Annotated in this window: 26 protein-coding genes and 1 tRNA gene; 11 read left to right on the top strand and 16 right to left on the bottom strand. The window is 31.7% G+C overall.

The window, feature by feature from the left end:
- Positions 1-62 precede the first annotated feature (62 nt).
- The 8 genes from HX049_RS02695 to HX049_RS02730 all read right to left on the bottom strand — a co-directional run bounded on the left by HX049_RS02695 (position 63) and on the right by HX049_RS02730 (position 6,666).
- Positions 63-293, bottom strand: a complete 231-nt coding sequence (locus HX049_RS02695; RefSeq protein ID WP_286413833.1) for a hypothetical protein — start codon at positions 291-293, stop codon at positions 63-65.
- Between the two features lies 1 nt (position 294).
- Positions 295-1,359 carry a nucleoid-associated protein gene (locus tag HX049_RS02700; protein ID WP_286413835.1) on the bottom strand — a complete coding sequence of 355 codons (1,065 nt, stop codon included), beginning with the start codon at positions 1,357-1,359 and terminating at the stop codon, positions 295-297.
- Between the two features lie 81 nt (positions 1,360-1,440).
- Positions 1,441-1,830 (bottom strand): hypothetical protein, encoded by a 390-nt coding sequence (locus HX049_RS02705; RefSeq protein WP_029988596.1) that lies wholly within the window; start codon positions 1,828-1,830, stop codon positions 1,441-1,443.
- 103 nt (positions 1,831-1,933) lie between these two features.
- Positions 1,934-2,668, bottom strand: a complete 735-nt coding sequence (locus HX049_RS02710; RefSeq protein ID WP_286413837.1) for an MBL fold metallo-hydrolase — start codon at positions 2,666-2,668, stop codon at positions 1,934-1,936.
- Positions 2,668-3,552 carry a RecT family recombinase gene (locus HX049_RS02715; protein WP_286413838.1) on the bottom strand — a complete coding sequence of 295 codons (885 nt, stop codon included), beginning with the start codon at positions 3,550-3,552 and terminating at the stop codon, positions 2,668-2,670. The genes HX049_RS02710 and HX049_RS02715 overlap by 1 nt, the downstream gene beginning before the upstream one ends.
- A gap of 216 nt (positions 3,553-3,768) precedes the next feature.
- Positions 3,769-5,778, bottom strand: coding sequence for a DUF2813 domain-containing protein (locus tag HX049_RS02720; RefSeq protein WP_286413839.1), 2,010 nt, complete (start codon positions 5,776-5,778; stop codon positions 3,769-3,771).
- Positions 5,779-6,080: 302 nt separating this feature from the next.
- Positions 6,081-6,392 carry a hypothetical protein gene (locus HX049_RS02725; protein ID WP_025124409.1) on the bottom strand — a complete coding sequence of 104 codons (312 nt, stop codon included), beginning with the start codon at positions 6,390-6,392 and terminating at the stop codon, positions 6,081-6,083.
- Positions 6,382-6,666, bottom strand: a complete 285-nt coding sequence (locus HX049_RS02730) for a hypothetical protein (protein WP_286413842.1) — start codon at positions 6,664-6,666, stop codon at positions 6,382-6,384. The genes HX049_RS02725 and HX049_RS02730 overlap by 11 nt, the downstream gene beginning before the upstream one ends.
- 307 nt (positions 6,667-6,973) lie before the next feature.
- On the opposite strand from HX049_RS02730, the gene HX049_RS02735 reads away from it, so the two are divergent.
- From HX049_RS02735 to HX049_RS02775, 9 genes are all read left to right on the top strand, one after another.
- The gene (locus HX049_RS02735) at positions 6,974-7,636 is read left to right on the top strand and encodes an XRE family transcriptional regulator (protein WP_286413845.1); all 663 of its coding nucleotides are present in this window, start codon (positions 6,974-6,976) and stop codon (positions 7,634-7,636) included.
- A gap of 12 nt (positions 7,637-7,648) precedes the next feature.
- Positions 7,649-8,044, top strand: coding sequence for a hypothetical protein (locus HX049_RS02740; protein WP_286413848.1), 396 nt, complete (start codon positions 7,649-7,651; stop codon positions 8,042-8,044).
- An 8-nt stretch (positions 8,045-8,052) separates the two neighbouring features.
- Positions 8,053-8,841, top strand: a complete 789-nt coding sequence (locus tag HX049_RS02745; RefSeq protein ID WP_286413851.1) for a hypothetical protein — start codon at positions 8,053-8,055, stop codon at positions 8,839-8,841.
- Positions 8,842-8,845: 4 nt separating this feature from the next.
- Positions 8,846-9,493: a hypothetical protein gene (locus HX049_RS02750; RefSeq protein ID WP_286413854.1), complete on the top strand. Its 648-nt coding sequence runs from the start codon at positions 8,846-8,848 to the stop codon at positions 9,491-9,493.
- A 12-nt stretch (positions 9,494-9,505) separates the two neighbouring features.
- On the top strand, positions 9,506-9,787 hold the full coding sequence (locus HX049_RS02755; RefSeq protein WP_025124414.1) for a helix-turn-helix transcriptional regulator: 282 nt from the start codon (positions 9,506-9,508) through the stop codon (positions 9,785-9,787).
- A 244-nt stretch (positions 9,788-10,031) separates the two neighbouring features.
- Positions 10,032-10,652: an NAD(P)H-dependent oxidoreductase gene (locus tag HX049_RS02760; RefSeq protein WP_286413857.1), complete on the top strand. Its 621-nt coding sequence runs from the start codon at positions 10,032-10,034 to the stop codon at positions 10,650-10,652.
- Positions 10,653-10,779: 127 nt separating this feature from the next.
- A tRNA-Met gene (locus HX049_RS02765) sits at positions 10,780-10,852 on the top strand.
- Positions 10,853-10,950: 98 nt separating this feature from the next.
- A complete protein-coding gene (locus HX049_RS02770; protein ID WP_286413858.1) occupies positions 10,951-11,646 on the top strand; it encodes a hypothetical protein in 696 nt (231 codons plus the stop codon).
- Positions 11,647-11,815: 169 nt separating this feature from the next.
- Positions 11,816-12,304: a hypothetical protein gene (locus HX049_RS02775; protein WP_286413861.1), complete on the top strand. Its 489-nt coding sequence runs from the start codon at positions 11,816-11,818 to the stop codon at positions 12,302-12,304.
- A 34-nt stretch (positions 12,305-12,338) separates the two neighbouring features.
- Here HX049_RS02775 and HX049_RS02780 read toward each other — a convergent pair whose 3' ends face one another.
- From HX049_RS02780 to HX049_RS02815, 8 genes are all read right to left on the bottom strand, one after another.
- On the bottom strand, positions 12,339-12,989 hold the full coding sequence (locus HX049_RS02780; RefSeq protein ID WP_286413863.1) for a DEAD/DEAH box helicase: 651 nt from the start codon (positions 12,987-12,989) through the stop codon (positions 12,339-12,341).
- A 3-nt stretch (positions 12,990-12,992) separates the two neighbouring features.
- Positions 12,993-14,165 carry a sigma-54-dependent transcriptional regulator gene (locus HX049_RS02785; RefSeq protein WP_286413865.1) on the bottom strand — a complete coding sequence of 391 codons (1,173 nt, stop codon included), beginning with the start codon at positions 14,163-14,165 and terminating at the stop codon, positions 12,993-12,995.
- Between the two features lie 28 nt (positions 14,166-14,193).
- Positions 14,194-15,507 carry an ABC transporter permease gene (locus tag HX049_RS02790; RefSeq protein WP_286413866.1) on the bottom strand — a complete coding sequence of 438 codons (1,314 nt, stop codon included), beginning with the start codon at positions 15,505-15,507 and terminating at the stop codon, positions 14,194-14,196.
- A 1-nt stretch (position 15,508) separates the two neighbouring features.
- Positions 15,509-16,429 (bottom strand): ABC transporter ATP-binding protein, encoded by a 921-nt coding sequence (locus HX049_RS02795; protein WP_286413868.1) that lies wholly within the window; start codon positions 16,427-16,429, stop codon positions 15,509-15,511.
- A 186-nt stretch (positions 16,430-16,615) separates the two neighbouring features.
- Positions 16,616-17,740 (bottom strand): molecular chaperone DnaJ, encoded by a 1,125-nt coding sequence (dnaJ, locus tag HX049_RS02800; protein WP_006257057.1) that lies wholly within the window; start codon positions 17,738-17,740, stop codon positions 16,616-16,618.
- A gap of 33 nt (positions 17,741-17,773) precedes the next feature.
- On the bottom strand, positions 17,774-18,364 hold the full coding sequence (locus HX049_RS02805; RefSeq protein ID WP_286413870.1) for a nucleotide exchange factor GrpE: 591 nt from the start codon (positions 18,362-18,364) through the stop codon (positions 17,774-17,776).
- A 177-nt stretch (positions 18,365-18,541) separates the two neighbouring features.
- Entirely contained in the window at positions 18,542-19,444 is a 903-nt protein-coding gene (locus HX049_RS02810; protein WP_286413871.1) for a TIGR01777 family oxidoreductase, read from the bottom strand.
- A complete protein-coding gene (locus HX049_RS02815; protein ID WP_286413872.1) occupies positions 19,444-19,905 on the bottom strand; it encodes a DUF4442 domain-containing protein in 462 nt (153 codons plus the stop codon). The genes HX049_RS02810 and HX049_RS02815 overlap by 1 nt, the downstream gene beginning before the upstream one ends.
- 152 nt (positions 19,906-20,057) lie before the next feature.
- On the opposite strand from HX049_RS02815, the gene HX049_RS02820 reads away from it, so the two are divergent.
- A complete protein-coding gene (locus tag HX049_RS02820) occupies positions 20,058-20,399 on the top strand; it encodes a PadR family transcriptional regulator (RefSeq protein WP_006257061.1) in 342 nt (113 codons plus the stop codon).
- A complete protein-coding gene (locus tag HX049_RS02825; RefSeq protein WP_286413875.1) occupies positions 20,392-21,912 on the top strand; it encodes a PspC domain-containing protein in 1,521 nt (506 codons plus the stop codon). The genes HX049_RS02820 and HX049_RS02825 overlap by 8 nt, the downstream gene beginning before the upstream one ends.
- Positions 21,913-21,914 lie beyond the last annotated feature (2 nt).

A 21,914-nucleotide genomic window follows, 5' to 3' on the forward strand; every position in this document is an offset into this window, starting at 1 on the left:
GACTGCGAATGCAGTTACGATCAACATTAAAGTTTCTAATGTTGGGAACTTAGTCTTTTGTTTCATTTTTTGGATGTGTATTCTTCAACATACTTTTCTATCATCTCTAGCATATTAGAAACACCACATTCAGTACATGGTGTTTCTAATAAGAAGTCATCTTTATCTGTTGTATCATAATGATTACATGTTAGCCTAAAAAACTTGTTATTATGATTAATAAACAGAAAGAAGAAACCTTTAGATCCTAGAGTGTCAAGAAAGCTTTGTAATGCGTTTAAACTGTCTTGCATACTACTTATTTTGTTCTTTATTGAAATAACATAGGTAGTAGTACATCTGTTTTTCTTCATCCCAACCTTTCTCAATAAACTCATCAGCACTTTCAGGGTTAACAAAGTCAAGTTTTATTGTGATATTAGTATCTAGGTTGATTACATTCTTCAGTTTCTTTCTAGCATCTGTAACCGCATTGTTAACGATAGGGAAAGATGTTGTGTCTTCGATACTGTATTTCTCCCCTTTGTCAACTTTGTAGTTTTTGAACTCAGCTGCTAGATCTGGATTATCTATTACTTCATTTAAAAAATCTGATTCCTCAAAATCGTCATTCTTAGCAAAGTAGTTCACAGAACGGTTCATAAACATTACCTCTTCTTTTTTATCCTCTGCAGGAAGTACTACTTCTTTAGCGAAATCTTGACAGAACTTTAGATACTTCTTAGTCATATAGGCTTCATCTTGGAATATATCTACATTTAAAAAGTGCTCTAACCAATAACGTGCATCATACTTATTGCTATCAATAGTTAGGATTTTATAACCTTCTTCTTTTTTGTAGTTGAATATTAAGCATCCTTTATCTAGCTTGTTTAAGTTAATGCCTTGTTCTAACTTCATTTTAAGACTTGAACTATCAGTTTCAAACTGAATGAAATCAGTTTTAATTTCAGACTTGAAGATACCTATAGCATCTACTACATTATTGTCAATCGATACATTACTTAGATAAGTCACATATACTTCTCCATTTTTAATATGTGGATGATTAGATTGCTCATATAGGTGTCGTGTTATTTTTTGAGAAATGTTATGTACATTTTCAGTTGATGGAGTATTAAACAGCCCATTCACATAATTGTACATTTCGTTGAATTCTAAATCAACATCGTGAGCAAATTGATAATAATTCTCTTCCTTCTCACGGAAAGGCTTGAAGAAATACTCTTTTAATAAAGGAGCTATTTCATCATTTAATTTATATGGTTCTTCTGATAGAAAGAAAGCTTCATTTCTACTTTTATTTCCTACCTGGTGTATTGATAACGTTTCAATATTTACGTTGAATAAATTGATCATGGTTTTTGATTTTAAATTGTTGATAAAACAAGCGATGTAGTGGGGAATACAATCGCTTATTGTTGAAAAGAAAAGAGTTGTTTATTTACCGAAAGCTTGCATTTCTGCTTTAGCTTTTGATATTACAGTCCTACACCATTCTAACTGATGTACACATGTTCTATGAATCCTCTCAGCCCAGAGAAACAAATAATTTTCTTCTTTGGTTAAGGTTTCAATAAACTTTGTTGCTACACTTGGAGACAATGAAATTATCCTTGTAATTTCTGAAATCATTTCAGACTTCAATATTTCATCTTTATGATATTTTGCATCTGCTAAAAGCTTTGCTGTTCTAGAGATATAAGCAGATAATACATTACCTCTTTCATGTGCTTCTTGAGCATCCTCGCTCATTGTTATATCACAAAAATCTTGAATCTCTTGTAATTCAATTTCTATTTGCTCTTTAGGAGTAATGTTTAGTTGCATTTATCTTTATCTTTAAAAATTACTTTTAAAACTATCACTATAAAAAAGCCTATAGCAAGAAAAACAGCAGGTTTATCTTCCATTAATTGTATAAAATCTCTCATCAAAAAGGTGTTTTATTAAATTCGATATCCATCCCATTAGAAGCAACACTAACATTCTTTAAAGTAGCGTTTTCTACTTTGCGCTTAAACTCTAGTTCATTGGAATTAGAGTCTGACAAGTGAATTAGAACAATATTATTTACTTGAGATAAATCATTTGACCTTAATAGGTCAATACACTTCTGAATAGACAAGTGACTCTTAAGTATTCTATTCTTAAGGAATGTTTTATCTAGCTTAAGTTTCTCTTCTATGATATCCTCACAAAAATTAGCTTCTACTATAAGATTATTCAGTCCTTTAAATCGATAAGGAGAATAAAAAGTATCGGTTAAGAATAGTGTGATACCACAATCATTATGATGTATTAGAAAGCCTAAAGGTTCATTCACATCATGCTTTACATCAAATGGTATTATCGAGAACCCCCCTACTTTAAACATCTTTTTAGCTTTAACAATATGAACATTATGATGTTCTTGATGATTACTAGCAGAAAGAGTTCCTCTAGATGCATAAACTTGAATAGTTGATTTAAGTACCTCATCAATTGATTTATTATGATCACCGTGCTCATGTGTTACTATACATCCTACTACTTTAGAAATATCGAAGTTTAAAGCCTCCTTTATTTTTCTAAATGGTACACCGCATTCTATAAGGAGTGTTTCCTGCTCATTGTAGAGCAGGTAACAATTTCCTCTAGATCCTGTTCCAATAACATGTAATCTCATTAGAATCCTGGACCATCATTACTCTGGATTTGCTCTTCGTAATGTTGTTGATTATAATTCTCTTGAACTGGCTCTGTATTTTCATTTGGTAATTCTTCAAATGCTATTTCTTCAGCATTAGCATTCATCGTAATCTCGTGTTCTACTTCTGCCTTTACAATACTTGGTTGAACCTCTTCTTCCTCTTTATTAAATAGAACAGAATCATCAGAAGCACGTATTAGTAATTTAGTAGCCCTATTGATTACTGTTTTATTAGCCATTTGGTCTGGAAAGTTTTTATGAGCTGGAGAATTACCATTTGCTGCTCCTTGATTCCAAGCATCCTTTATCTGATTAATAGACATAATTTCTACATCTGTAGTATCATCTAAGAATGTCATAATAGCATAAGCCCCTTTGACGTTCTTACTTCCTAAAGACTCTAAAGTCTGTTTGTGTTTTAATATCTTCTTACGACCTGTAACAGCATCGATTTCAAACTCAAAGTCATCCCCTTCAAAAATAGTTATGGGTTTAATATCCTTTAATCCTCCATAACGTTTAGCTAATGCTATATTACCTGTATATTCAATAGAGCATTCAAGTTTATTACCATACATAATAAAGTCACATTGTTTTTTAAGTGGAGACAATCCCCAAACAACCATCTTTAATAATGCGTTTGCAATGCTTTCTTTCGTACAATGATCTAAAGCAAATTTGCCTTCTCTATTTTTTGTTTCTGACAAAATCAGATAAGCACTTTTAAGTGCATTCTCTGGAGAATAATCTTCTGGTATTCTTAATTCTCCAGCATTTTTAAATGCTTCTACTTTTTGTAGTACTTGAGTTGATATATCTTTCTTTACAACTTCTAGTTGCTGAGTATTTGTATTTGACATGGTATTTATTTTTTTAGATTATGTATCGATAAAAAAAAGAATGAGGTAGGATTCGAACCTACATGATGTATGAGATATAGTTTGTGTTCTTCCGATTTTACTCCATTACAGATACGTCTACTATCCATTGACTATTCTACCAATCTAAGTTTGACTAGTATTTAACTATAGCGTCTACCTTAATTCCGCCACTCACTCCTTTTAAAACCAACACAACTATTTACATGAAAATCTTAATTCTTTATCCTCTGGACTCACAAACAAATTAATCACTTGTGAAGTAGTGTCTATTAACTCACTAACAGACTCCCTATTATCTATAAAGATTGGAGCTGATACTGAATAGTATTCATTTAGTACATTAATAATATCAAGTCCAGCATTAATTTTAGATGCCGTGTTAGCATCAGAAAAAGGCACTCCATTAATCAGAGTTTGACAAGTTTCTGTCTCCCCTCCATTAATCTGAGACTCAAATAATTTAAATGATACATATTTGAACCTTCCATTGATACTATTCTCTAAAGACTCTATCTCAAGTTTGATAAAACGTTCTATTGTGAACTGTTGTTTTTCTAACTCATTTAAGGAGTTTGCTAAACTTTGTTCTTCTCTTTGAAGTTCATCAATACGTTCATTTGCTCTTTTAATTGTAGCCTCAGTTGATAGTTTCTCTTTGACGCCATCAATAAGTGTGATGATCTCGCTCTTACTATTTAACAAAGATTGATTATCAATATTTACCTCTTCACTTAATAACTGATTATATCGTTCAATATCAGATTTAAGAATATTAACCTCATTAGAAGCACTTACCTTTTCATTATATAAACAAGAAGGATTCTTAACATTAGTTTGTTTTCCTAGTTCAAGTTCTAATGTTGATTTTAGCATTCCTAATTCCTGTTCTTGTTTAGTAATTACAGATTGTCCATCTGCTATGCGATGAAATAATGTATCAACTTCTTTGTTTTTCGAAGTAATCTCGTCTTTAGTTCCTTTCCCCTGGCTACTAATATTTTCAAGAATTGACTTCTTGTTATTATTGAAATTTGTAATCATTTCTGATTTCTTACTCTCAATATCATTTGTTTCAAAAGGACGATTACAACAAGAACAAACAAACTCATTGTCATTAAAAACTAGCTCATTTGCATTTTCTTCATGCCACTTAGTTCTTAATGCTTCTGCTTTACTTTCAAGCTGCTTTATTTCTGTTTCTAGATTGCTCTTTTGTACTTCTAAAGAAGATATTCCGTTTCTATAAGACTGTAAGTTGTTTTCAGTTTCTTTTATCTTAAGTCGAAGATTATCAACTGTACTAGTATCTACCTTACATTCATTATCTGATTCACTCTTGAACTTATTTAATAAAGTACTTAACTCAGTTTCTACTTCAAACTTTTTATTCTGAATGTCTTTCTTCTTATCCAGTTCAGCTTGATATGCTTTAGAACTATCTAATAACTCAGAATCAACTTTATTTAATTTCTGCTCTAACTCATTAAGCTGCTTTCTACATCCGATATAATCAATCGGGATAGGTTTTGATTTCTGAACCTCATCTATTCGAGTAGGAATGAGATCTAAATCTGCCTTAATCTTTTTAACCTTACTACTATTCTCAGCCTTTATCTCCTGAATAGTTTTCTTCTCTGTTAACTGCAATAAGACTTCTAGATCTCTATCTCCTTTTATCAAATTTTGATAGTCAGTATTGTCGGCAATACTTGTTAAAACATTTCGTATATCCTGCCATTTTAAAGAATTAAATGCTAATGGATTAGAAATCAATTTAAAAATACTTTCATCCAAAATATCAGCTATTTTAGATGTGTATTCTTTTTGATTCATTGGAACTTCATTCCAATAATAAATGGTTTCATTTCCTGTGAATGATGGTTCAAACGCTCCTCTTTGTTTTACCCATTTTTCTCGGAATACACGTCTTAAGATTACCTCCTCATTATTTACTACAAGAGTAGCTTCAACTTCATGATCTATTTTTGGGATAACCTGATTATTTGAATCAAGTGTTTTAATCTCAAAATCCTTTCTATCTGTACTATCTTTTCCAAATAGTAACCAGGTAAATGCATCAAATAACGTTGTCTTACCTGATGCATTAGCTCCATAAATATCAGTTTTGTTTGTAAAGTCAACTGATAGACTTTTAATGCCCTTGAAGTTTTCAAGAGACATTTTCTTTAATTCAATTTTTTTCATGTTGAAATTGTTGATGGTTTGATGTACTTTTGTGTCGATGGTAATTAAAAAATCATCTCTATTGTTTTTTTTAATTCGATTCTCAGTAGAGATACTTTTTTGGCTCACTTTCCCAAGTGGGCTTTTTTTATACCCGTAACTGTCTTTGTAGCTTTTCTTTTTGCTCTTGTGATAGTACTACTGTTTTCTTGCCCCTTTTCGCTCCCAAACGAAAAAGAGCAAGTCTTGCCTCACTTTCCATGCGTTCTGCGGCTAACAGTTGTCCTCTGAACATTCGTATTAACTCATGTGCAGTATTTAATTTATCCGTTTGAAATGCAATTATTTCCTCTTTTGTCATCGTTTAAAAGGTAATCTAGTTGCTTCTTAACTTTCTTTGCTCTCTCAATCTTATGAGTGCAATTATGAACCGCCTTACGAGCTAAATCGATAATCCCAATAGAATTACTTTTAGTCAAACTTCTTTCCCTTCTCATAACAGCTTCAAGAAGTGACTTTGATATATTATGCTCTTCAGCAATATCAATTCTATCATGCATCGTGGTCCATTCCTTCAAATAATCTGAAAGCTGACTTGAAATCAACTTTCCATAGTGTTCTTCATCAAATAGCATTTGCTCTCCTATTTTTAGTTAGTGTAATATTCTTTATCATAGAAGATGTAAGTACTTTTTGTTTCTCAGCTTCAATCTGTAGATCCTCAAAAAGTTTATAGCGTTTATTAGCTAATTCAGACATCTTATTATGTAATGCATCAAGCTCTATTTCCTTTAATGATTCATCCTTAACAAATGGATATAAAGGTGAGTTCTCTACACATTCAATTGAAAGTTTTGTTTCCTCTATTAGAAAATTAACTTTACCTAATTCGCGTATTATATTATTCATAAGCTTTTAGTTGATTAGCTCTCCAAATGATCTACGAAATCAAAACCTTATAATAAGGTGTGTTACTACACTGGAGAGTTTATAAAAAATAAAAAAATGATTAAAAGCCTAAACCCAGTATTTATCAGTATGTCAATGAACTTATTAAACCTTTTTCACACGAGTCAGATGTACAAATAATTATATAACCATTTAATTATTTAATTATGTGTGTATCTTTGCCGTGTTATTATCTACCACAAATATACAACGTTTGTTTGACTTCAAAACACAATCGTTTGATTTGTGTAGTTAATTTTTTGTTAATATGAATGAAGTAAATCAAAGAATAAGTCAAATAGCTGATTACTATAACATTAAAAGTTATGCTGATTTTGCACAAAGAACAGGACTAAACCATCAAACAGTATCTAATTACTTAAAAGGCAAGCAAAAACCTGACATAGATAAGCTATCTCAAATAAAACAGTCATTTGAAGAAATAGATGCTAATTGGTTATTAACTGGAAATGGAAATATGATAAAATCAAACGATGGTTTGATTAAAGATAATTCGAAAGGTGTTCCTTACTATGAAGGTATAGAAGCAACAGGATCTATTTTAACCTCTTTTAATGACATTAAAGAGAATCCTTCATTCTATATTAGTTATCCTCATTTTGACGATTGTACAGCCTATCTTCCTATGGCAGGAGATAGCATGTATCCTAAATACTGTTCAGGAGAAATAATAGCTGTTAAACAGATTTATAACTTTGACATTATACAATGGGGAGAAGCTTATATGATAGTGACAGATTCTGAAGCAAATGATCTCCGTACTATTAAATTACTATTCCCACATAAGGAAGAAGATAAAATAATTCTAAGGGCAAGTAACCCAAGTTTTGCAGGAGATACAATTATACCAAAGAAAAACATCGTATCCTTATTCCTAGTAAAAGGAAAAATAACTCGCAATCAATTATAATAAAAATAAGCTATGAAAAGATTAATTTACTTAATACTACCTATACTAGTACTTATAGGGTGTAGTTCGGATGATAACAGTCATGATAGATCTAAAGTCTATATAGTATCTCAAAAAGTAGAGGCCAAGAAAATAAATGAAACTACATACGAATCAACTATAACTTATGTTGTAAAGAATGATTATAAGCCAGTTTCTGTCGTATATTACTACATAGAGTCTGAAATAGAAAACTATGGTAAACGTAGAACATATGGAGATTATAAAAGGTCATCTAATAAAGTAACTATAATAAATCCAGATGAAGCAAAAATAGTTGTAAAAGGTGATAAACCTGTGATAGAAAGTGATATTAAAAATAGCACTATAGTTATTACTGAAATAGTAGACGATCCTGTTGCTAATTAATTAAAGTAATGGAAAAGTTTATTTCTAATAATAGATTATTTGAAGTTTACGAAGATTCTCATAATAGAATACATGCACGCCTTAAAATAAATCTATTTGGTAAAGAAGAGTACTTAGAAAGTGACTTTACATTAGCTGAACTTGAACTATTTAAGCAAAATAAATCTAATCCTAACTCTTGTGAATCAGAGACAAATAGTAGTGAAATAAAACTACTTACAGAAAGTTTCTTTCTTGAATATGTACCTATAATTCATGTTAATAAAGTTTCACTTAATTTAATAGAATTATACACAAGAGCAGTTAATCTTGGATTTAATTTTTTCAATGTTCCTAGAGCTGATTATGACGCAGTAATAGATATTATAAACAAAGAAAATGAAGAATCAGAATTATTAAAACTTAACGATATTAATTACTCAAAAGCAAATGTTTTTTATAAAGCCAAATGTTATAATGAGTCTATACAATATTTGCAAAAAATAATAGATACTTTCAAAAAAAACGATACCCTTATTTATCTTGGAGCTTATAATAAACTAATCCTAGTTTACAGGAAGTTATTCAATAAAGAAGCTGAGATTAAATTAATTGAATTAACTATAAAAAGATTAAATACTATAAATAGAAATAAGTTCGAAAAGGCAATTATAAAATACCCGGACTACTATTCTGAACTAGAAAATGGGCTAAATCAAAACATAATAGTTAAAGACAAAAATGATAATATTCTATTTATGCCTTATGAAATAAAGAAACTTATTATTCGTAAGCATAATCTAAAAATGAAAAAATGAAAAAATGAAAAAACTACTACTACTGACTATACTTGGTTTACTTTCTTTATCATGTGGAGAAAGCATTGAACAGATAATTGAAAAACAAGTAAAAGAAAAAATAAAATCAGCTGGAAATAATGCTGATGATTATAAACTTATAGAGTTAACACATCTAAGTGATATAACCCAAAAAGACATAATAGATGATTTGCTTATAGATACAAATAATGATATTGTTTTTAAAGGAGTATCAATACGATTAAAAGAGAAGAAAATTCATAAACAAGATTCTGTTCAAAAAGTTGTACTTAAACAGTATGAGACAGGTATGAAACAAAATGCAGAATTCAGAAAGAGAATAGAAAAACTCATAGCTGAAGATAATGAAGATATGTCTAAGACTAAAAGTGAAATAGTCGCTATAAAAGATAGTATTGCAATCAATAAAAATCTTATTACCATAATGGAGCAAAACAAAAATGATAATACTGTTTTATATAAGATTTATAAACAAAAAGCACAAATAAAACCAGATAAGTATACTGAAGCACAGAAAGTGAATATGTATACTATAGTAAATAAAAACAATATTTTAATAGACCTTACTCCTACATCTGAAAAATCTAAAGAAGTAGTAAATCGTGATTATTTAAAACAAATACAAAAATAGTATTCAACAGCAATGAACGGAGAAAAGATAAACGTATTAATTGATGCATTACAAGCTAAAGGCTCTATAAGGTTTAAGAAAGACTTTTGTGAGACAATTGGTATCAATAGTCAACAACTAGTTAATATGGTTGCAGAGAAGCGTACATTGACTATTGACGAACTAAAAAAATTAGTTGAGACTTATGATGTAAATCCTTATTGGGTAATGGGATTACAAGACAATATTTTTATCAAACGCCGACAACCTAAGCCGACAATACAAATTAAAAAATATCCACTTTATGTGGAATAAATCAAAAAACAATAATTGATTTACAGATAGTTACAACTTAAAATATATAGGAGTGGGGATTCATAACCCTGAGGTCACGGGTTCAACTCCCGTCTTCGCTACAACATAAAAGGACATCTTACATTAGGTGTCCTTTTTTCATTTATATTCCTTCCATATATACTACCGAAATACCATATAAATATACCTACTACTGTCTAAAAAACACCAGTAAGTTTGTCGTCTTAAAAATCATTAATACGATATGACAAAAAAAATCTTAGTAATCAATGGACATCCAGATCCTGAAAGTTATAATCAATCGCTTGCTACTGCTTATATAGAAGCACTTAAAGATAATCATAAAATAGAAGTAAAATATTTAGCCCTTCACAGTTTAGACTTCAATCCTAATCTTGAATTCGGATATAGAAAACGCACAGTACTAGAACCTGATTTAATAAAAGCCTTAGATGATATTAAATGGAGCAATCATATGGTATGGTTACATCCTATTTGGTGGGTAGGTCTACCAGCTATTATGAAGGGCTTTTTTGATAGAGCCTTCTTACCTGGCATCACATTTAACCATATCTCTACAACAGAAACAATAGGTCTCTTAAAAGGACGTACAGCTAGAATAATCACAACTGGTGGTGACCTTAGTCAAGATGTTTACACTACTGTTTTTAATGATAGCGCCCTTGTTCAACTCAAAACAGGTATTTTAGAATACTGTGGTGTAGAAGTGACAGATAGTACTTTCATCGGTTTACTGAATAATTCATCATTAGAAGATCGACAAAACTGGTTAAAGGAAGTTCAAAACTATGCAATAATAGACTCTAAACCTCATAATATCGATATATACCCAAACACATTATAAAAACAACAACCTTAAAAACAACAACCTTAATAACAACACATTAACCAAAAAACTAAAATATTTTTTAAAATAAAAGCTTCTATCCCTTGCATGGTTACTATTTAGTAGTATATTTGCACCACAATATCGCGGGATAGAGCAGTAGGCAGCTCGTCGGGCTCATAACCCGAAGGTCACAGGTTCGAGTCCTGTTCCCGCTACTACAAAGGAGACTTATTTAGGTCTCCTTTTTTTACTTCTTCTTTTCTAAATCAACTTCCCAATAATTTTATATTTTTACATATTGATAAAAGATAAAATGAAATACACTTCAGATGCTTTCCCAGAATTAACCACTCTTACAAATCCCAAATTAACTTTGTTCGTTCGTATCGTATTTCTACTTTTTATCTCATTTTTCTTATTATTACTATATCTTATTCCTTTTGCTTTAATAAACGAATATACAAACAATACAGGAGCTTATATACTAATAGTTTTATATACTTTACTACTTACTTATGGAGTGTATAAATTCATTACAGAGTATAAAAAGAAAAGTCCCCATTTCATACAAAAAATTGTAGTCAATGAACTTGGAATACACTACCACAAAATCAATGGAGAAATAGAACATCTATTATACAAAGATCTCAACAAATCTAAACAACCTTATTCTAAAGATATATTTACAAAAACAATAGGTGTCAATGTAAGTAGTAAAACGGTATTAAAAGTATTTTACAATCATCAGGAACGTACTGTATCTTTTCAGAATACTGATATTTTTTACACATACCTTTCTACTAATTCTAGAGAACTTAGACAGCACTTCTTACAAGGAGTTACGTTATACAGACCGGACTTAAAAATAGCCGATAGTGTATTTGCTGATTTTTTTATACAGCCAAATACCTTTGAATTTGATAAAAAAGAACAAAAAAAAACAATGATTATCGCACTCATTATATTTCTAGCAATACTAGCTATTGTCTTTTTATCAATCAATCTTTAACCATGTATTAACCATATATAAAAATATGAACAAAACTCTATTAGCCTTAGTATTTCTTTGTATTAGCTTTAATTCGATTGCTCAAGTAAACTAAAGATTAAAACCTAAAGACCAAAAGTTTAAAGATATAATTGAGGAACTAGGTAATCCACTAGAAGGAACACCTAAAATGATTATCAATTACATAGGAGATAAAACGGGGAGTTATTTATGGTTTTTCAATGAGCGAAAAGCAATCAAACCTAGCTATTTATCTAGTAAACCTACAGATATATTATCTGGTATCTATATAGAAGATCATGGAGGAATATTAGAAAAAATGAAATTCAAAGACTACGCTGAAGGCTTAGCACAACCAGAGTTTCTATATGATTACTGTATCATCACAGACATAGACAAAGATGGTAAACCAGAATTTTACCTAACCTATTTTATGAATTCTGACGGTCTAGATGCTAAGCCTTTAAAAGTAATTGTATACACTGCTAAAGCAAATAGTTATGAACTTTATAAATCTAAGGTTACAGCTTATATTCCTTATCAAGAAGAAGATAAATATCAGATAGAAGAAGACAGTAACTTCAAACAACTTCCTGCTGTTATAAAGAAAAAAGCTTTAAGCATCTTAGCTGAAGTCAAAAACAAAAACATATTATAAAAGAAAAGGCTGCCCATCTAGACAGCCTATATTTTTATTCATTATCCTCTTCCTCTTCGTCATCATCATAAAAGTCAAACCACTCAGCATCTTCACTAAGAGACTTATCAGCGAACATATCTAATTGTTCAACAAATTCTTTAGCTAAATAAAGACGCTGTGTTTTCCCGATACTTTCTGACAATCTGTGTAAACGTGGTTCCAAGCGATTTCTAAGCTGAATATCTATATCATCTATAATATACATCTTCAACTGATTTACATCAAATCCTGCACTTGCAAACATCTCATTCAATCGATTAGCAGTACCTATCAAGATATCATTACCTAATGAAAGTAGATTCTTATCTTCGTCTAAATCTGTGTAATCGTGCACTCCATAGATTCTCAAATCAGTATATCTACTATATGCTTCGAAGACTTCCATTAATCTCTCTACCTCAAACTTATCTTTAACAACAATTAATACTCTAGTAGCGATTTCTCCTTCTACAGGCTTTTCTGTACGCTGTAGAGCTGCGATAATCATAGCTGTAGTTTTCCCTTGTTCTTTAGGTCCAAAAATAACTACATCTCTTCCACTTTTAATTGTTCCAAAAGTTTTCTTTTGAAGAGTTGTTGGTTCTAAAAGACCGTTCTTACTTAAGTTCTCTTGTAAAGTACTATTTATCTTTTTTAATTTCATATTCTATTTATTTGCAAACATCTCGACATCTTGTTTCGAAACTTCCTTGCCTCCTAATATTATTAATCTTTCTATTACGTTTCTCAACTCACGAATATTACCAGTCCAATCATACTGTTGTAACAATTCGATAGCTTCACTACTAAATACCTTTGGAGCTGTTCCTTGCTCTTTTGCTATTTGATTGACAAAATGATCCGTTAATAAAGGAATGTCATCCCTACGATCATTCAATGCAGGCACTTTAATTAGAATAACAGCTAAGCGATGATATAAATCCTCTCTGAAGCGCCCTTCCTCTATTTCTTTCCTAAGATCTTTATTTGTAGCTGCAATAACACGTACATCTACTCTCAAATCTTTTTCTGCTCCCACACGTGTGATTACATTTTCTTGTAATGCTCGAAGTACCTTTGCTTGGGCAGACAGGCTCATATCCCCTATTTCATCTAGAAATATAGTTCCGTGATTAGCTTGTTCGAACTTACCTGGTCTATCTTTTACAGCAGAAGTAAAAGCCCCTTTTACATGACCAAATAATTCACTCTCTATTAACTCTGAAGGAATAGCTGCACAGTTCACTTCTACCAGCATATTTTGAGCGCGATTACTTTGCAAATGTATCTGATGAGCTACTAATTCTTTTCCTGTCCCATTAGGTCCGGTTATCAATACTCTTGCTTCTGTAGGAGCTACTTTTTCGATAATATCCTTTATCTGACTGATAGGTTCACTATTTCCTATCATTTCGTATTTCTTCCCTACTTTTTTCTTTAATATCGTATTCTCTACTACTAGCTTACTAGTATCTAAAGCATTTCTAACTGTAGTAAGTAACCTATTCAGATCAGGTGGTTTTGAGATATAGTCAAAAGCACCTAAACGCATTGTGTTTACAGCAGTCTCTAAATCTCCATGCCCAGATATCATTACAAATACTGTATCTGGCTTTATCTTTTTAGCTGCTACTAACAGTTCCTCTCCATCCATTTTAGGCATCTTGATATCTGAGATTACTAAATCATAATCTTCAACCGTTATCTTTTGTAGTGCCTCCTCTCCATTCTCAGCAGCATCTACTACATATTCTGAAGACTCTTCTTCTAGAATCTTTACTAACACTCTACGAATAGCAGCTTCATCTTCTACTATTAATATTTTAGATGTTTTTCCCATATATTATAATTCAAAGCAATTTATAACACTAGTATTTAAGCCACTTATAAAGTTCTTTCCATGAAGGTCTCTTTCCATACATTAACACTCCAATACGGTATATCTTAGCCGCTATCCATACTACTAGTATAAATGTAAGGAATAGAATAATAATAGACACTATAACTTCCCACAAAGGTACACCAAAAGGTATTCTCATCAACATAACAATTGGAGAGGTAAATGGAATCATTGAAAATACAGTAGCAACTGTCCCATGTGGATCTTTCATTACTGTAAAGAAACCAATATACACACCTAACATTAAAGGAAGCAAAATAGGCAATAAAAACTGTTGAGTATCTGTTTCGTTATCTACAGCAGCTCCTATAGCTGCATATAATGAACTATATAAGAAATATCCTCCGATAAAGAAAATAATGAAATAGATAAACAGAGAAATCAATGGTAAACTTAATATTTCACTCACATAATTCTGCACATCGAACATTATTTCATTCGAAATCATTCCATTAGCAGCTTGCATAGCTTCAGCACTTCCTGTTCCTGGCATAGCATTGATACCTAATACACTACTTGCTACACCTAATAAAATGGCTCCTACTACTCCCCAAATAAGGAATTGTAGCAACCCTGCCATAGACGTTCCTACTATTTTTCCCATCATCAATTGAAAAGGTTTTACAGATGAGATAATGATTTCTATAATACGGTTTGTCTTTTCTTCTATCACAGAGCGCATCACCATGTTTCCATAAATAATAATAAACATCATGATAAAGTATCCAAATAACCCACCTATAATAATCTTAATTTCATTAAGACCTTTTACAGTAGCTTCTCCATCTGCTTTCACTAGCTTTAAGTTTACATCAGCCTTAGCTTTATCTATTACAGAAATATCGATTCCACTTTGTTCTAAATTGACATGTGTTATCTTATCTCCTAACAATAACTCTACTTTACTAACAAAACTAAGACTAGGACTTTCATTAGAAATATAAGTTACACTCTCTTGATAATCTCCAATATTATCAGACTTTGGAACATACACTACCCCTTCGTACTTTTCCTCTTTCACTCCCTCTTTAAGAATATCTAAATCAACTGCTGATAAATCTTGATATTCAAAAGCTTCATTGCTTTCAAATTGAGTAACAAATAATCCACTTTCATCGTGGATAGCTATTTTTTTTACTTCCCCTTTCATACTGCTCAAATAAGCAATAAATACAGTTAGTAAAACAAAAAATATAGGGCTTACGAAAGTCATTACGATAAATGACTTATTGCGTACTTTAGCAATGAACTCCCTCTTTATTATTAATGGTAGTATATTCATATTACTTGCTTACAGATTGAATAAAGATATCATTTACAGTTGGTAATTTTTCTACGAAGTGAGTTACCTGTCCGTTAACAGATAATATACTTAATAATTCATTAGGCATTTTTGTACCTAAGTCCACTTCTAACTGTACTTCATTATTAAGAGATTTAAAACTAGTATTTTGGAACTTGAATTTATCACTCAATTCTAAAAATAAACGTTCTATATTATCACTTAAAACTCCGACTTGATACAAGTTCGTTCTGTGTTCTCTTTTTACATCTACTAGTTTTCCTTCTATTAGTTTATTTGATTTATTAATTAATGCAATATAATCACACATTTCTTCTACACTTTCCATACGGTGAGTAGAAAATATAACAGTAGTACCTTTTTCCTTTAACTCTAGGATTTCATCTTTTATGATATTTGCATTAACTGGGTCAAACCCTGAGAATGGTTCATCTAAGATTAATAATTTTGGTTCGTGTAATACAGTTACTACAAACTGTATTTTCTGAGCCATTCCTTTTGATAGTTCTTGTATTTTTTTATTCCACCACCCCTTGATATCAAGTTTATCAAACCAATAATCTAATTGACGTTTAGCTTCAGCTTTAGAAAGTCCTTTTAATTGAGCCAAATACATAGCCTGCTCTCCTACTTTCATAGTTTTATACAGACCTCTTTCTTCAGGCATATAGCCTATATCTTGAATATGTCTTGGACTTAGAGGTTCTCCATCTAGTAAGATTTGTCCTGAGTCTGGATAAGTGATTTGATTTATTATACGGATTAAAGAAGTTTTACCTGCACCATTAGGTCCTAAAAGACCATAGATTGTACCCTTAGGCACAGTGAGAGATACTTTATTTAATGCTGTTTTATCAGAATATGTCTTTACCACATCCTTTACTTCTAATATAGATTGCATCGGTGAATTCAATTAATTTCTGTAAAAATAAGTAAATATTTGAAAACGGGAGAATGAGGACAGTTATTTTCGATATGGCATAAAAAAACCCAACCTTATTTGGATAAATAAGGTTGGGAAAAATTGCTATGAAAAAGAAAATCCACTGTTTAATAAGTGTCCTACAAATGTATAACTTATTTTCAATCAAGAAAACATTTCTTTCACTTTTTCAAAAAAAGATTTGTCATTTTTAGTCGGACTCGGCTTAAAGTTTTGATCCTCAAGCATTTGCTCAAAGAATTCTTTTTGCTCTTTGTTCAACTTTTTAGGTGTCCATACGTTAATATGTACTAATAAATCACCATTTCCGTAACTATTTAAGCTTGGTAATCCCTTGCCTTTTAGGCGTAAAATCTTACCAGACTGAATTCCTTCTTCTAATTTGATACGTACACGTCCTGTTACCGAATCAATTTCTTTACTTCCTCCAAGAGCTGCTTCTGCGAAACTTATGTATAAATCATAATGAAGATTATCTCCTTCACGTTGTAATGTATCGTGTTCTAATTCTTCTATAACTACTAATAAGTCTCCTGGTATACTATTCTTTCCTGGTGCTTCATTTCCTTTTCCAGATACTTTCAGTTGCATACCATCTGCTACACCTGCAGGTATTTTGATTGATACGGTCTCATCACTTACGATCATACCATCATTATCAGCACCAGCAGGTTTGTGATCCATTACTTGACCACTTCCTTGACAGCTATTACAAGGAGAAGCTGTTTGCATACGTCCAAACACAGTATTAGCTACTCTCATTACTTGCCCAGTACCATTACAGGTAGGACATGTTTTGTAAGTAACTCCATCCGCTTGAACTTTGCGTTTTACTTTTATTTTTTTCTCTACTCCATTAGCGATATCTTCTAAAGTCAACTTCACTTTTATACGTAAGCTAGTTCCTTTCACTCTGCGCTGACCGCCACCACCTCCGCCGAAGCCACCAAAGCCTCCGCCTCCGAATGCACTACCAAAAATGTCTCCGAACTGACTGAATATATCATCCATATTCATGTGACCACCTCCGCCGAAGCCACCTCCGCCTTCGAATGCAGCATGACCATATTGATCATATCTCGCTTTCTTATCCGCATCACTTAATACTTCATAAGCCTCAGCTGCTTCTTTGAACTTCTCTTCTGCTTCTTTATCTCCAGGATTTTTATCAGGGTGAAACTCAATTGCTTTCTTACGGTATGCTTTTTTGATAGCTGCAGCATCTGCACCTTTATCAATACCTAATATTTCGTAATAATCTTTTTTCATCTTTACTGTCTTTTACTTCCTATTTTAGAAAGATTACTGTCCTATAACTACTTTAGGGAAACGAATAACTTTTTCTCCTAATTTATATCCTCTTTCTATAACATCTACCACTTTACCTTTCATATCATCTCCTGCAGGAATTTGTGTCACAGCTTCTGACAAATCGGCATTAAAGTCATCTCCTGCCTTAATCTCCACCTCTACTAAACCTTTGCTAGATAATGTATCTGTAAATTTAGTAGCAATTAGTTTAATTCCTGTAAGATGATCACTCTCTCCATGCTTCTCTAATTCTAGAATAGCACGATTAAAATCATCTAACACAGGTAATAAAGATAACATCACACCTTCACTTGCAGTGCTTAAAAGCTCTAAACGCTCTTTAGCAGTACGCTTTCTAAAGTTTTCAAATTCAGCAAACAAGCGTAAATTCTTATCTTTTTCACTTGCTAATTGTTCTGCAAGTAATTCTTCTGCACTCTTTACTTCTTGTTCTACGTTCTCTTGCGTTTCAGCAGTATCTTGTACTACTTCTTGTTGAATTTCTTCTTGTTCTTTATTTATATCTTTATTTTCAGTACTCATGATTGTGTATTTATTATTCTTATTAACTGCTAACTTCATAGCAAATCCTTTGCCAACTTAGTCAATCTGTCATTATGACATTTTCATTATTAAGCTATATTCGTGTTAATTACCTCACTTAATCTCTTTAAACAAAATTCCTATTTCACTTCATAAAAAAAGGAAACTCTAGCATCCTAAAGTTTCCTTCTATCATTATCTATTGTACTTTTTTCTTTACCTTTTAAAAAAGTCCCTTAAAGCCATTTTTAAAGTCTTGAATTTAAATTCAAATCCTGAACTGATAATCTTTTCACTACTTACTTTTTGTCCTTCTGTTACTAAGATTGCTTTTTCTCCTAGAGCTACTCTAATAACGCTTTCTGGTATTGCAGGTAACCAAATAGGCTTCCCCATTGCTTCACCTAATCTATTTGTAAACTCTCTATTAGTCAAAGGTTCTGGAGCCACACCATTATAAATTCCCTCTAGCCTACGTTCTAAGACATAGACAAACAAGTTTACTAAATCATCAATATGAATCCATGAATAATACTGCTGCCCTGTACCAATAGGTGCACCTAACCATAGCCTAACAGGTTTTATCATAGTAGCTAATGCACACTCATGCAAATCTAATACTAAACCTATACGCACAAGACTCACCTTAATTCCTAATTCTTTAAACGCTAGATTACCTCTTTCCCATTGCTCTACTACATTACCTAAAAAGTTAGTAGCCTTTTGATAATGCTCTTCATCTTGTACCTCAGCTATATTACTATAAATACCTATAGCAGATGCGCCAATAAGATGCTTCACCTCATGCGTATTTTCTTTCAACACTTGATAAAGAAAAGCAGTAGGTATAATACGGCTATCCAATATTAACTTCTTACCAGCCTTAGACCAAGAATCGGCTATACTAGACCCAGCAAGATGAATAATAGCTTCTACTCCTTCTAGACAAGAGATATCGATCTCGCCCTTATAAGGATCCCATACAAATCCTTTTGCACTACTTACGTCATTCTTACCTAAAGAGCGTGTAAGATAATGCACTTCATGACCTTGACTGATCAAAGATTGAGTTACTCTACTCCCGATAAAACCTGTAGCACCTGTTATCAGTACCTTCATTATTTTTTACTTCTTATTTTTAAAGTCCATTCAAAGTTCATGACAGACACCTGATCACCATCTGCATTTCTTCCAATGCTCTTCATCCATACAGTCACTCCCTCACCCGTTTCTATTGTTTTCTTTATAGCTTCATCTAATAAGGCTCCATCTACACATTCAAAAAAAATACGTCCCGTTGCCTTCTTTGTAAAACTACTATTATTATTGGCTACTAGCATAGATATTTTCTCTCCACTCTCTGCTATCTTACGCATAACTAATGCCCCTGTAGATAATTCTGCTGCCATAGCTTGTACAGCAAAGTACATAGAATTAAATGGATTCTGATTTTTCCAACCATGCTTAACAGTTGTAACTGCCCTTACATCAGATATTTCTTTCATACGCACACCTGTCCAATAAGCAGATGGCAATTTAAAAAACAAAAACTTATTAATATTCGATACGTTAAACTTCATAAAACTTAGATTTTTACTAAATATACAAAAAATGTTTATCCCTAACATAAATTTAACAAAAGTTAATTCTGTGTTAAAAAACAGTACTATGTAATACAAAGTACCTTCCTTTAGATATATCTTTGCTATAGAAAATAAGAAACACTATTACCATGAATATAGAAAACACAAAAGCGCAAATGCGAAAAGGTATTTTAGAGTTTTGCATTCTTTCTATTCTTAAAGAGAGAGATTGTTATACCTCAGAAATACTAGACGAACTAAAAAGCGTCAAGTTGGTAGTGGTAGAAGGTACAGTATATCCTTTACTAACTAGATTAAAAAATGATGATTACCTAGCTTATAGATGGGAAGAGTCTAGTTCTGGACCTCCACGTAAATACTACAAGCTAACCGAAAAAGGAGAATTATTTTTAGACGAATTAGCGAAAACATGGTATGAACTAGCTAATGCAGTAAAAGAAATAACTACTAAAAAAATGAACGATGAATAAAACACTTACAATCAATATAGCAGGATCAGTTTTTCACATAGATGAAAATGCTTATCTAAAACTAGATCAATATCTAAAGGCAATAAAACGTTCGTTTCCTAAAGAAGAACAGGACGAAATCATTCACGATATTGAAATCAGAATAGCAGAACTATTCTCTGAGAATATTACAGACTCTAATCAAGTTATCACAATAGCTGATGTAGATAGAGTAATCTCTATTATGGGAAGTCCAGAAGACTACATAATAGATGAAGAACCAGCTGCAAAAACTGAGACTAAATACGTCTACACTGGTACGAAAAAACTATACCGAGATGGTGAGAACGCTATGGTAGGTGGAGTATTAGCAGGTCTAGGTCACTACTTTAAGATAGATACTGTATGGATGAGAATTATCTTTATGATATTAGTATTATTCTACGGAACAGGAGTTTTATTATACCTCATCTTATGGATTATCGTACCAGAAGCGAAGACTACTTCTCAGATCTTAGAAATGAAAAGAGAACCTATAAATATCTCTACTATTGAGAAAAAGGTAATGGAGAATGTTAATTATGTAACGAGCAAGATCAATGATGTAGACTACGAACATATCAAAAATCAAACGAAAAGAGCGGGTGAACGCAGTGGTAAAATCATCCTAAATATTATCGGTATCTTCTTTATCGTCATAAGTGTATTATCAATATTTTCAAGCATAATCGGTATTTCAGCAGCTTTGATTAATAAAGAAATTATCTTAGAAGAAATAGGTTCTGAATTTCCTTTACTTTCTGCAGGAGTATATCCATTTTGGGTAAGTATCTTGTTGCTAACTTCATTAGTTACCCTTCCTTTCATCGGATTGTTAATTATAGGGTTACGCATGATCTATACTAACATTAAGTATGTAGCTCTAATCATAATTGGGTTATTACTACTGTGGTTTATTTCTTTAGGTTTGTTCTCTATACCATTCTTAAATGCTAAAAACTATGAAGCAAGACACATCTATAGAACTGAATATACAGAGTCAGCTAAAGTGACTTCAGAATTCAACTTTGATGATACTATTGATGACATTAAAATCACATTAGTAACAGAAGATTATTTTAAATCAGATAAGTCAAAAACGGAAGGGTTTGAAGTAAAAGAAATCAACTCTCTTTTGCCTATAGAAATAGAGATTTTACCAACATTTCAAAACGAGATATACGGTACTTCTGAGGTTAAAGACTTTGCTATCAATAAAAAGAAAAACAAGTTAATTGAGATAGACCTAAACTTAATTAACTTCAATCAAGAAGGAAATCAATTAATCCTTTCTAACAATCTATTTCCAGAAAGTACAACAAATACAGATACTAAAAATGCTAAAATAGTATACACTATTTACATCCCAAAAGGTAAAAAAGTATACATCAGTGAACCAGTAAAAGCATTAATAAAATCAAACGAGACACTTACAGCCGGAGCGCATTGGTATGAGATGCAAGAGGACTCTACCCTTAAATGCTCTGACTGCTAGTA

Origin of the sequence: Myroides odoratimimus (assembly GCF_030326305.1) — a bacterium.
Lineage (GTDB): Bacteria > Bacteroidota > Bacteroidia > Flavobacteriales > Flavobacteriaceae > Flavobacterium > Flavobacterium odoratimimum_A.

Bases quoted from the DNA above. Each gene is read 5' to 3' on its own strand.
- HX049_RS02695 (WP_286413833.1), bottom strand. From the start codon at position 293: ATGCAAGACAGTTTAAACGCATTACAAAGCTTTCTTGACACTCTAGGA.
- HX049_RS02700 (WP_286413835.1), bottom strand. From the start codon at position 1,359: ATGATCAATTTATTCAACGTAAATATTGAAACGTTATCAATACACCAG.
- HX049_RS02705 (WP_029988596.1), bottom strand. From the start codon at position 1,830: ATGCAACTAAACATTACTCCTAAAGAGCAAATAGAAATTGAATTACAA.
- HX049_RS02710 (WP_286413837.1), bottom strand. From the start codon at position 2,668: ATGAGATTACATGTTATTGGAACAGGATCTAGAGGAAATTGTTACCTG.
- HX049_RS02715 (WP_286413838.1), bottom strand. From the start codon at position 3,552: ATGTCAAATACAAATACTCAGCAACTAGAAGTTGTAAAGAAAGATATA.
- HX049_RS02720 (WP_286413839.1), bottom strand. From the start codon at position 5,778: ATGAAAAAAATTGAATTAAAGAAAATGTCTCTTGAAAACTTCAAGGGC.
- HX049_RS02725 (WP_025124409.1), bottom strand. From the start codon at position 6,392: ATGCTATTTGATGAAGAACACTATGGAAAGTTGATTTCAAGTCAGCTT.
- HX049_RS02730 (WP_286413842.1), bottom strand. From the start codon at position 6,666: ATGAATAATATAATACGCGAATTAGGTAAAGTTAATTTTCTAATAGAG.
- HX049_RS02735 (WP_286413845.1), top strand. From the start codon at position 6,974: ATGAATGAAGTAAATCAAAGAATAAGTCAAATAGCTGATTACTATAAC.
- HX049_RS02740 (WP_286413848.1), top strand. From the start codon at position 7,649: ATGAAAAGATTAATTTACTTAATACTACCTATACTAGTACTTATAGGG.
- HX049_RS02745 (WP_286413851.1), top strand. From the start codon at position 8,053: ATGGAAAAGTTTATTTCTAATAATAGATTATTTGAAGTTTACGAAGAT.
- HX049_RS02750 (WP_286413854.1), top strand. From the start codon at position 8,846: ATGAAAAAACTACTACTACTGACTATACTTGGTTTACTTTCTTTATCA.
- HX049_RS02755 (WP_025124414.1), top strand. From the start codon at position 9,506: ATGAACGGAGAAAAGATAAACGTATTAATTGATGCATTACAAGCTAAA.
- HX049_RS02760 (WP_286413857.1), top strand. From the start codon at position 10,032: ATGACAAAAAAAATCTTAGTAATCAATGGACATCCAGATCCTGAAAGT.
- HX049_RS02770 (WP_286413858.1), top strand. From the start codon at position 10,951: ATGAAATACACTTCAGATGCTTTCCCAGAATTAACCACTCTTACAAAT.
- HX049_RS02775 (WP_286413861.1), top strand. From the start codon at position 11,816: ATGATTATCAATTACATAGGAGATAAAACGGGGAGTTATTTATGGTTT.
- HX049_RS02780 (WP_286413863.1), bottom strand. From the start codon at position 12,989: ATGAAATTAAAAAAGATAAATAGTACTTTACAAGAGAACTTAAGTAAG.
- HX049_RS02785 (WP_286413865.1), bottom strand. From the start codon at position 14,165: ATGGGAAAAACATCTAAAATATTAATAGTAGAAGATGAAGCTGCTATT.
- HX049_RS02790 (WP_286413866.1), bottom strand. From the start codon at position 15,507: ATGAATATACTACCATTAATAATAAAGAGGGAGTTCATTGCTAAAGTA.
- HX049_RS02795 (WP_286413868.1), bottom strand. From the start codon at position 16,429: ATGCAATCTATATTAGAAGTAAAGGATGTGGTAAAGACATATTCTGAT.
- dnaJ (WP_006257057.1), bottom strand. From the start codon at position 17,740: ATGAAAAAAGATTATTACGAAATATTAGGTATTGATAAAGGTGCAGAT.
- HX049_RS02805 (WP_286413870.1), bottom strand. From the start codon at position 18,364: ATGAAGTTAGCAGTTAATAAGAATAATAAATACACAATCATGAGTACT.
- HX049_RS02810 (WP_286413871.1), bottom strand. From the start codon at position 19,444: ATGAAGGTACTGATAACAGGTGCTACAGGTTTTATCGGGAGTAGAGTA.
- HX049_RS02815 (WP_286413872.1), bottom strand. From the start codon at position 19,905: ATGAAGTTTAACGTATCGAATATTAATAAGTTTTTGTTTTTTAAATTG.
- HX049_RS02820 (WP_006257061.1), top strand. From the start codon at position 20,058: ATGAATATAGAAAACACAAAAGCGCAAATGCGAAAAGGTATTTTAGAG.
- HX049_RS02825 (WP_286413875.1), top strand. From the start codon at position 20,392: ATGAATAAAACACTTACAATCAATATAGCAGGATCAGTTTTTCACATA.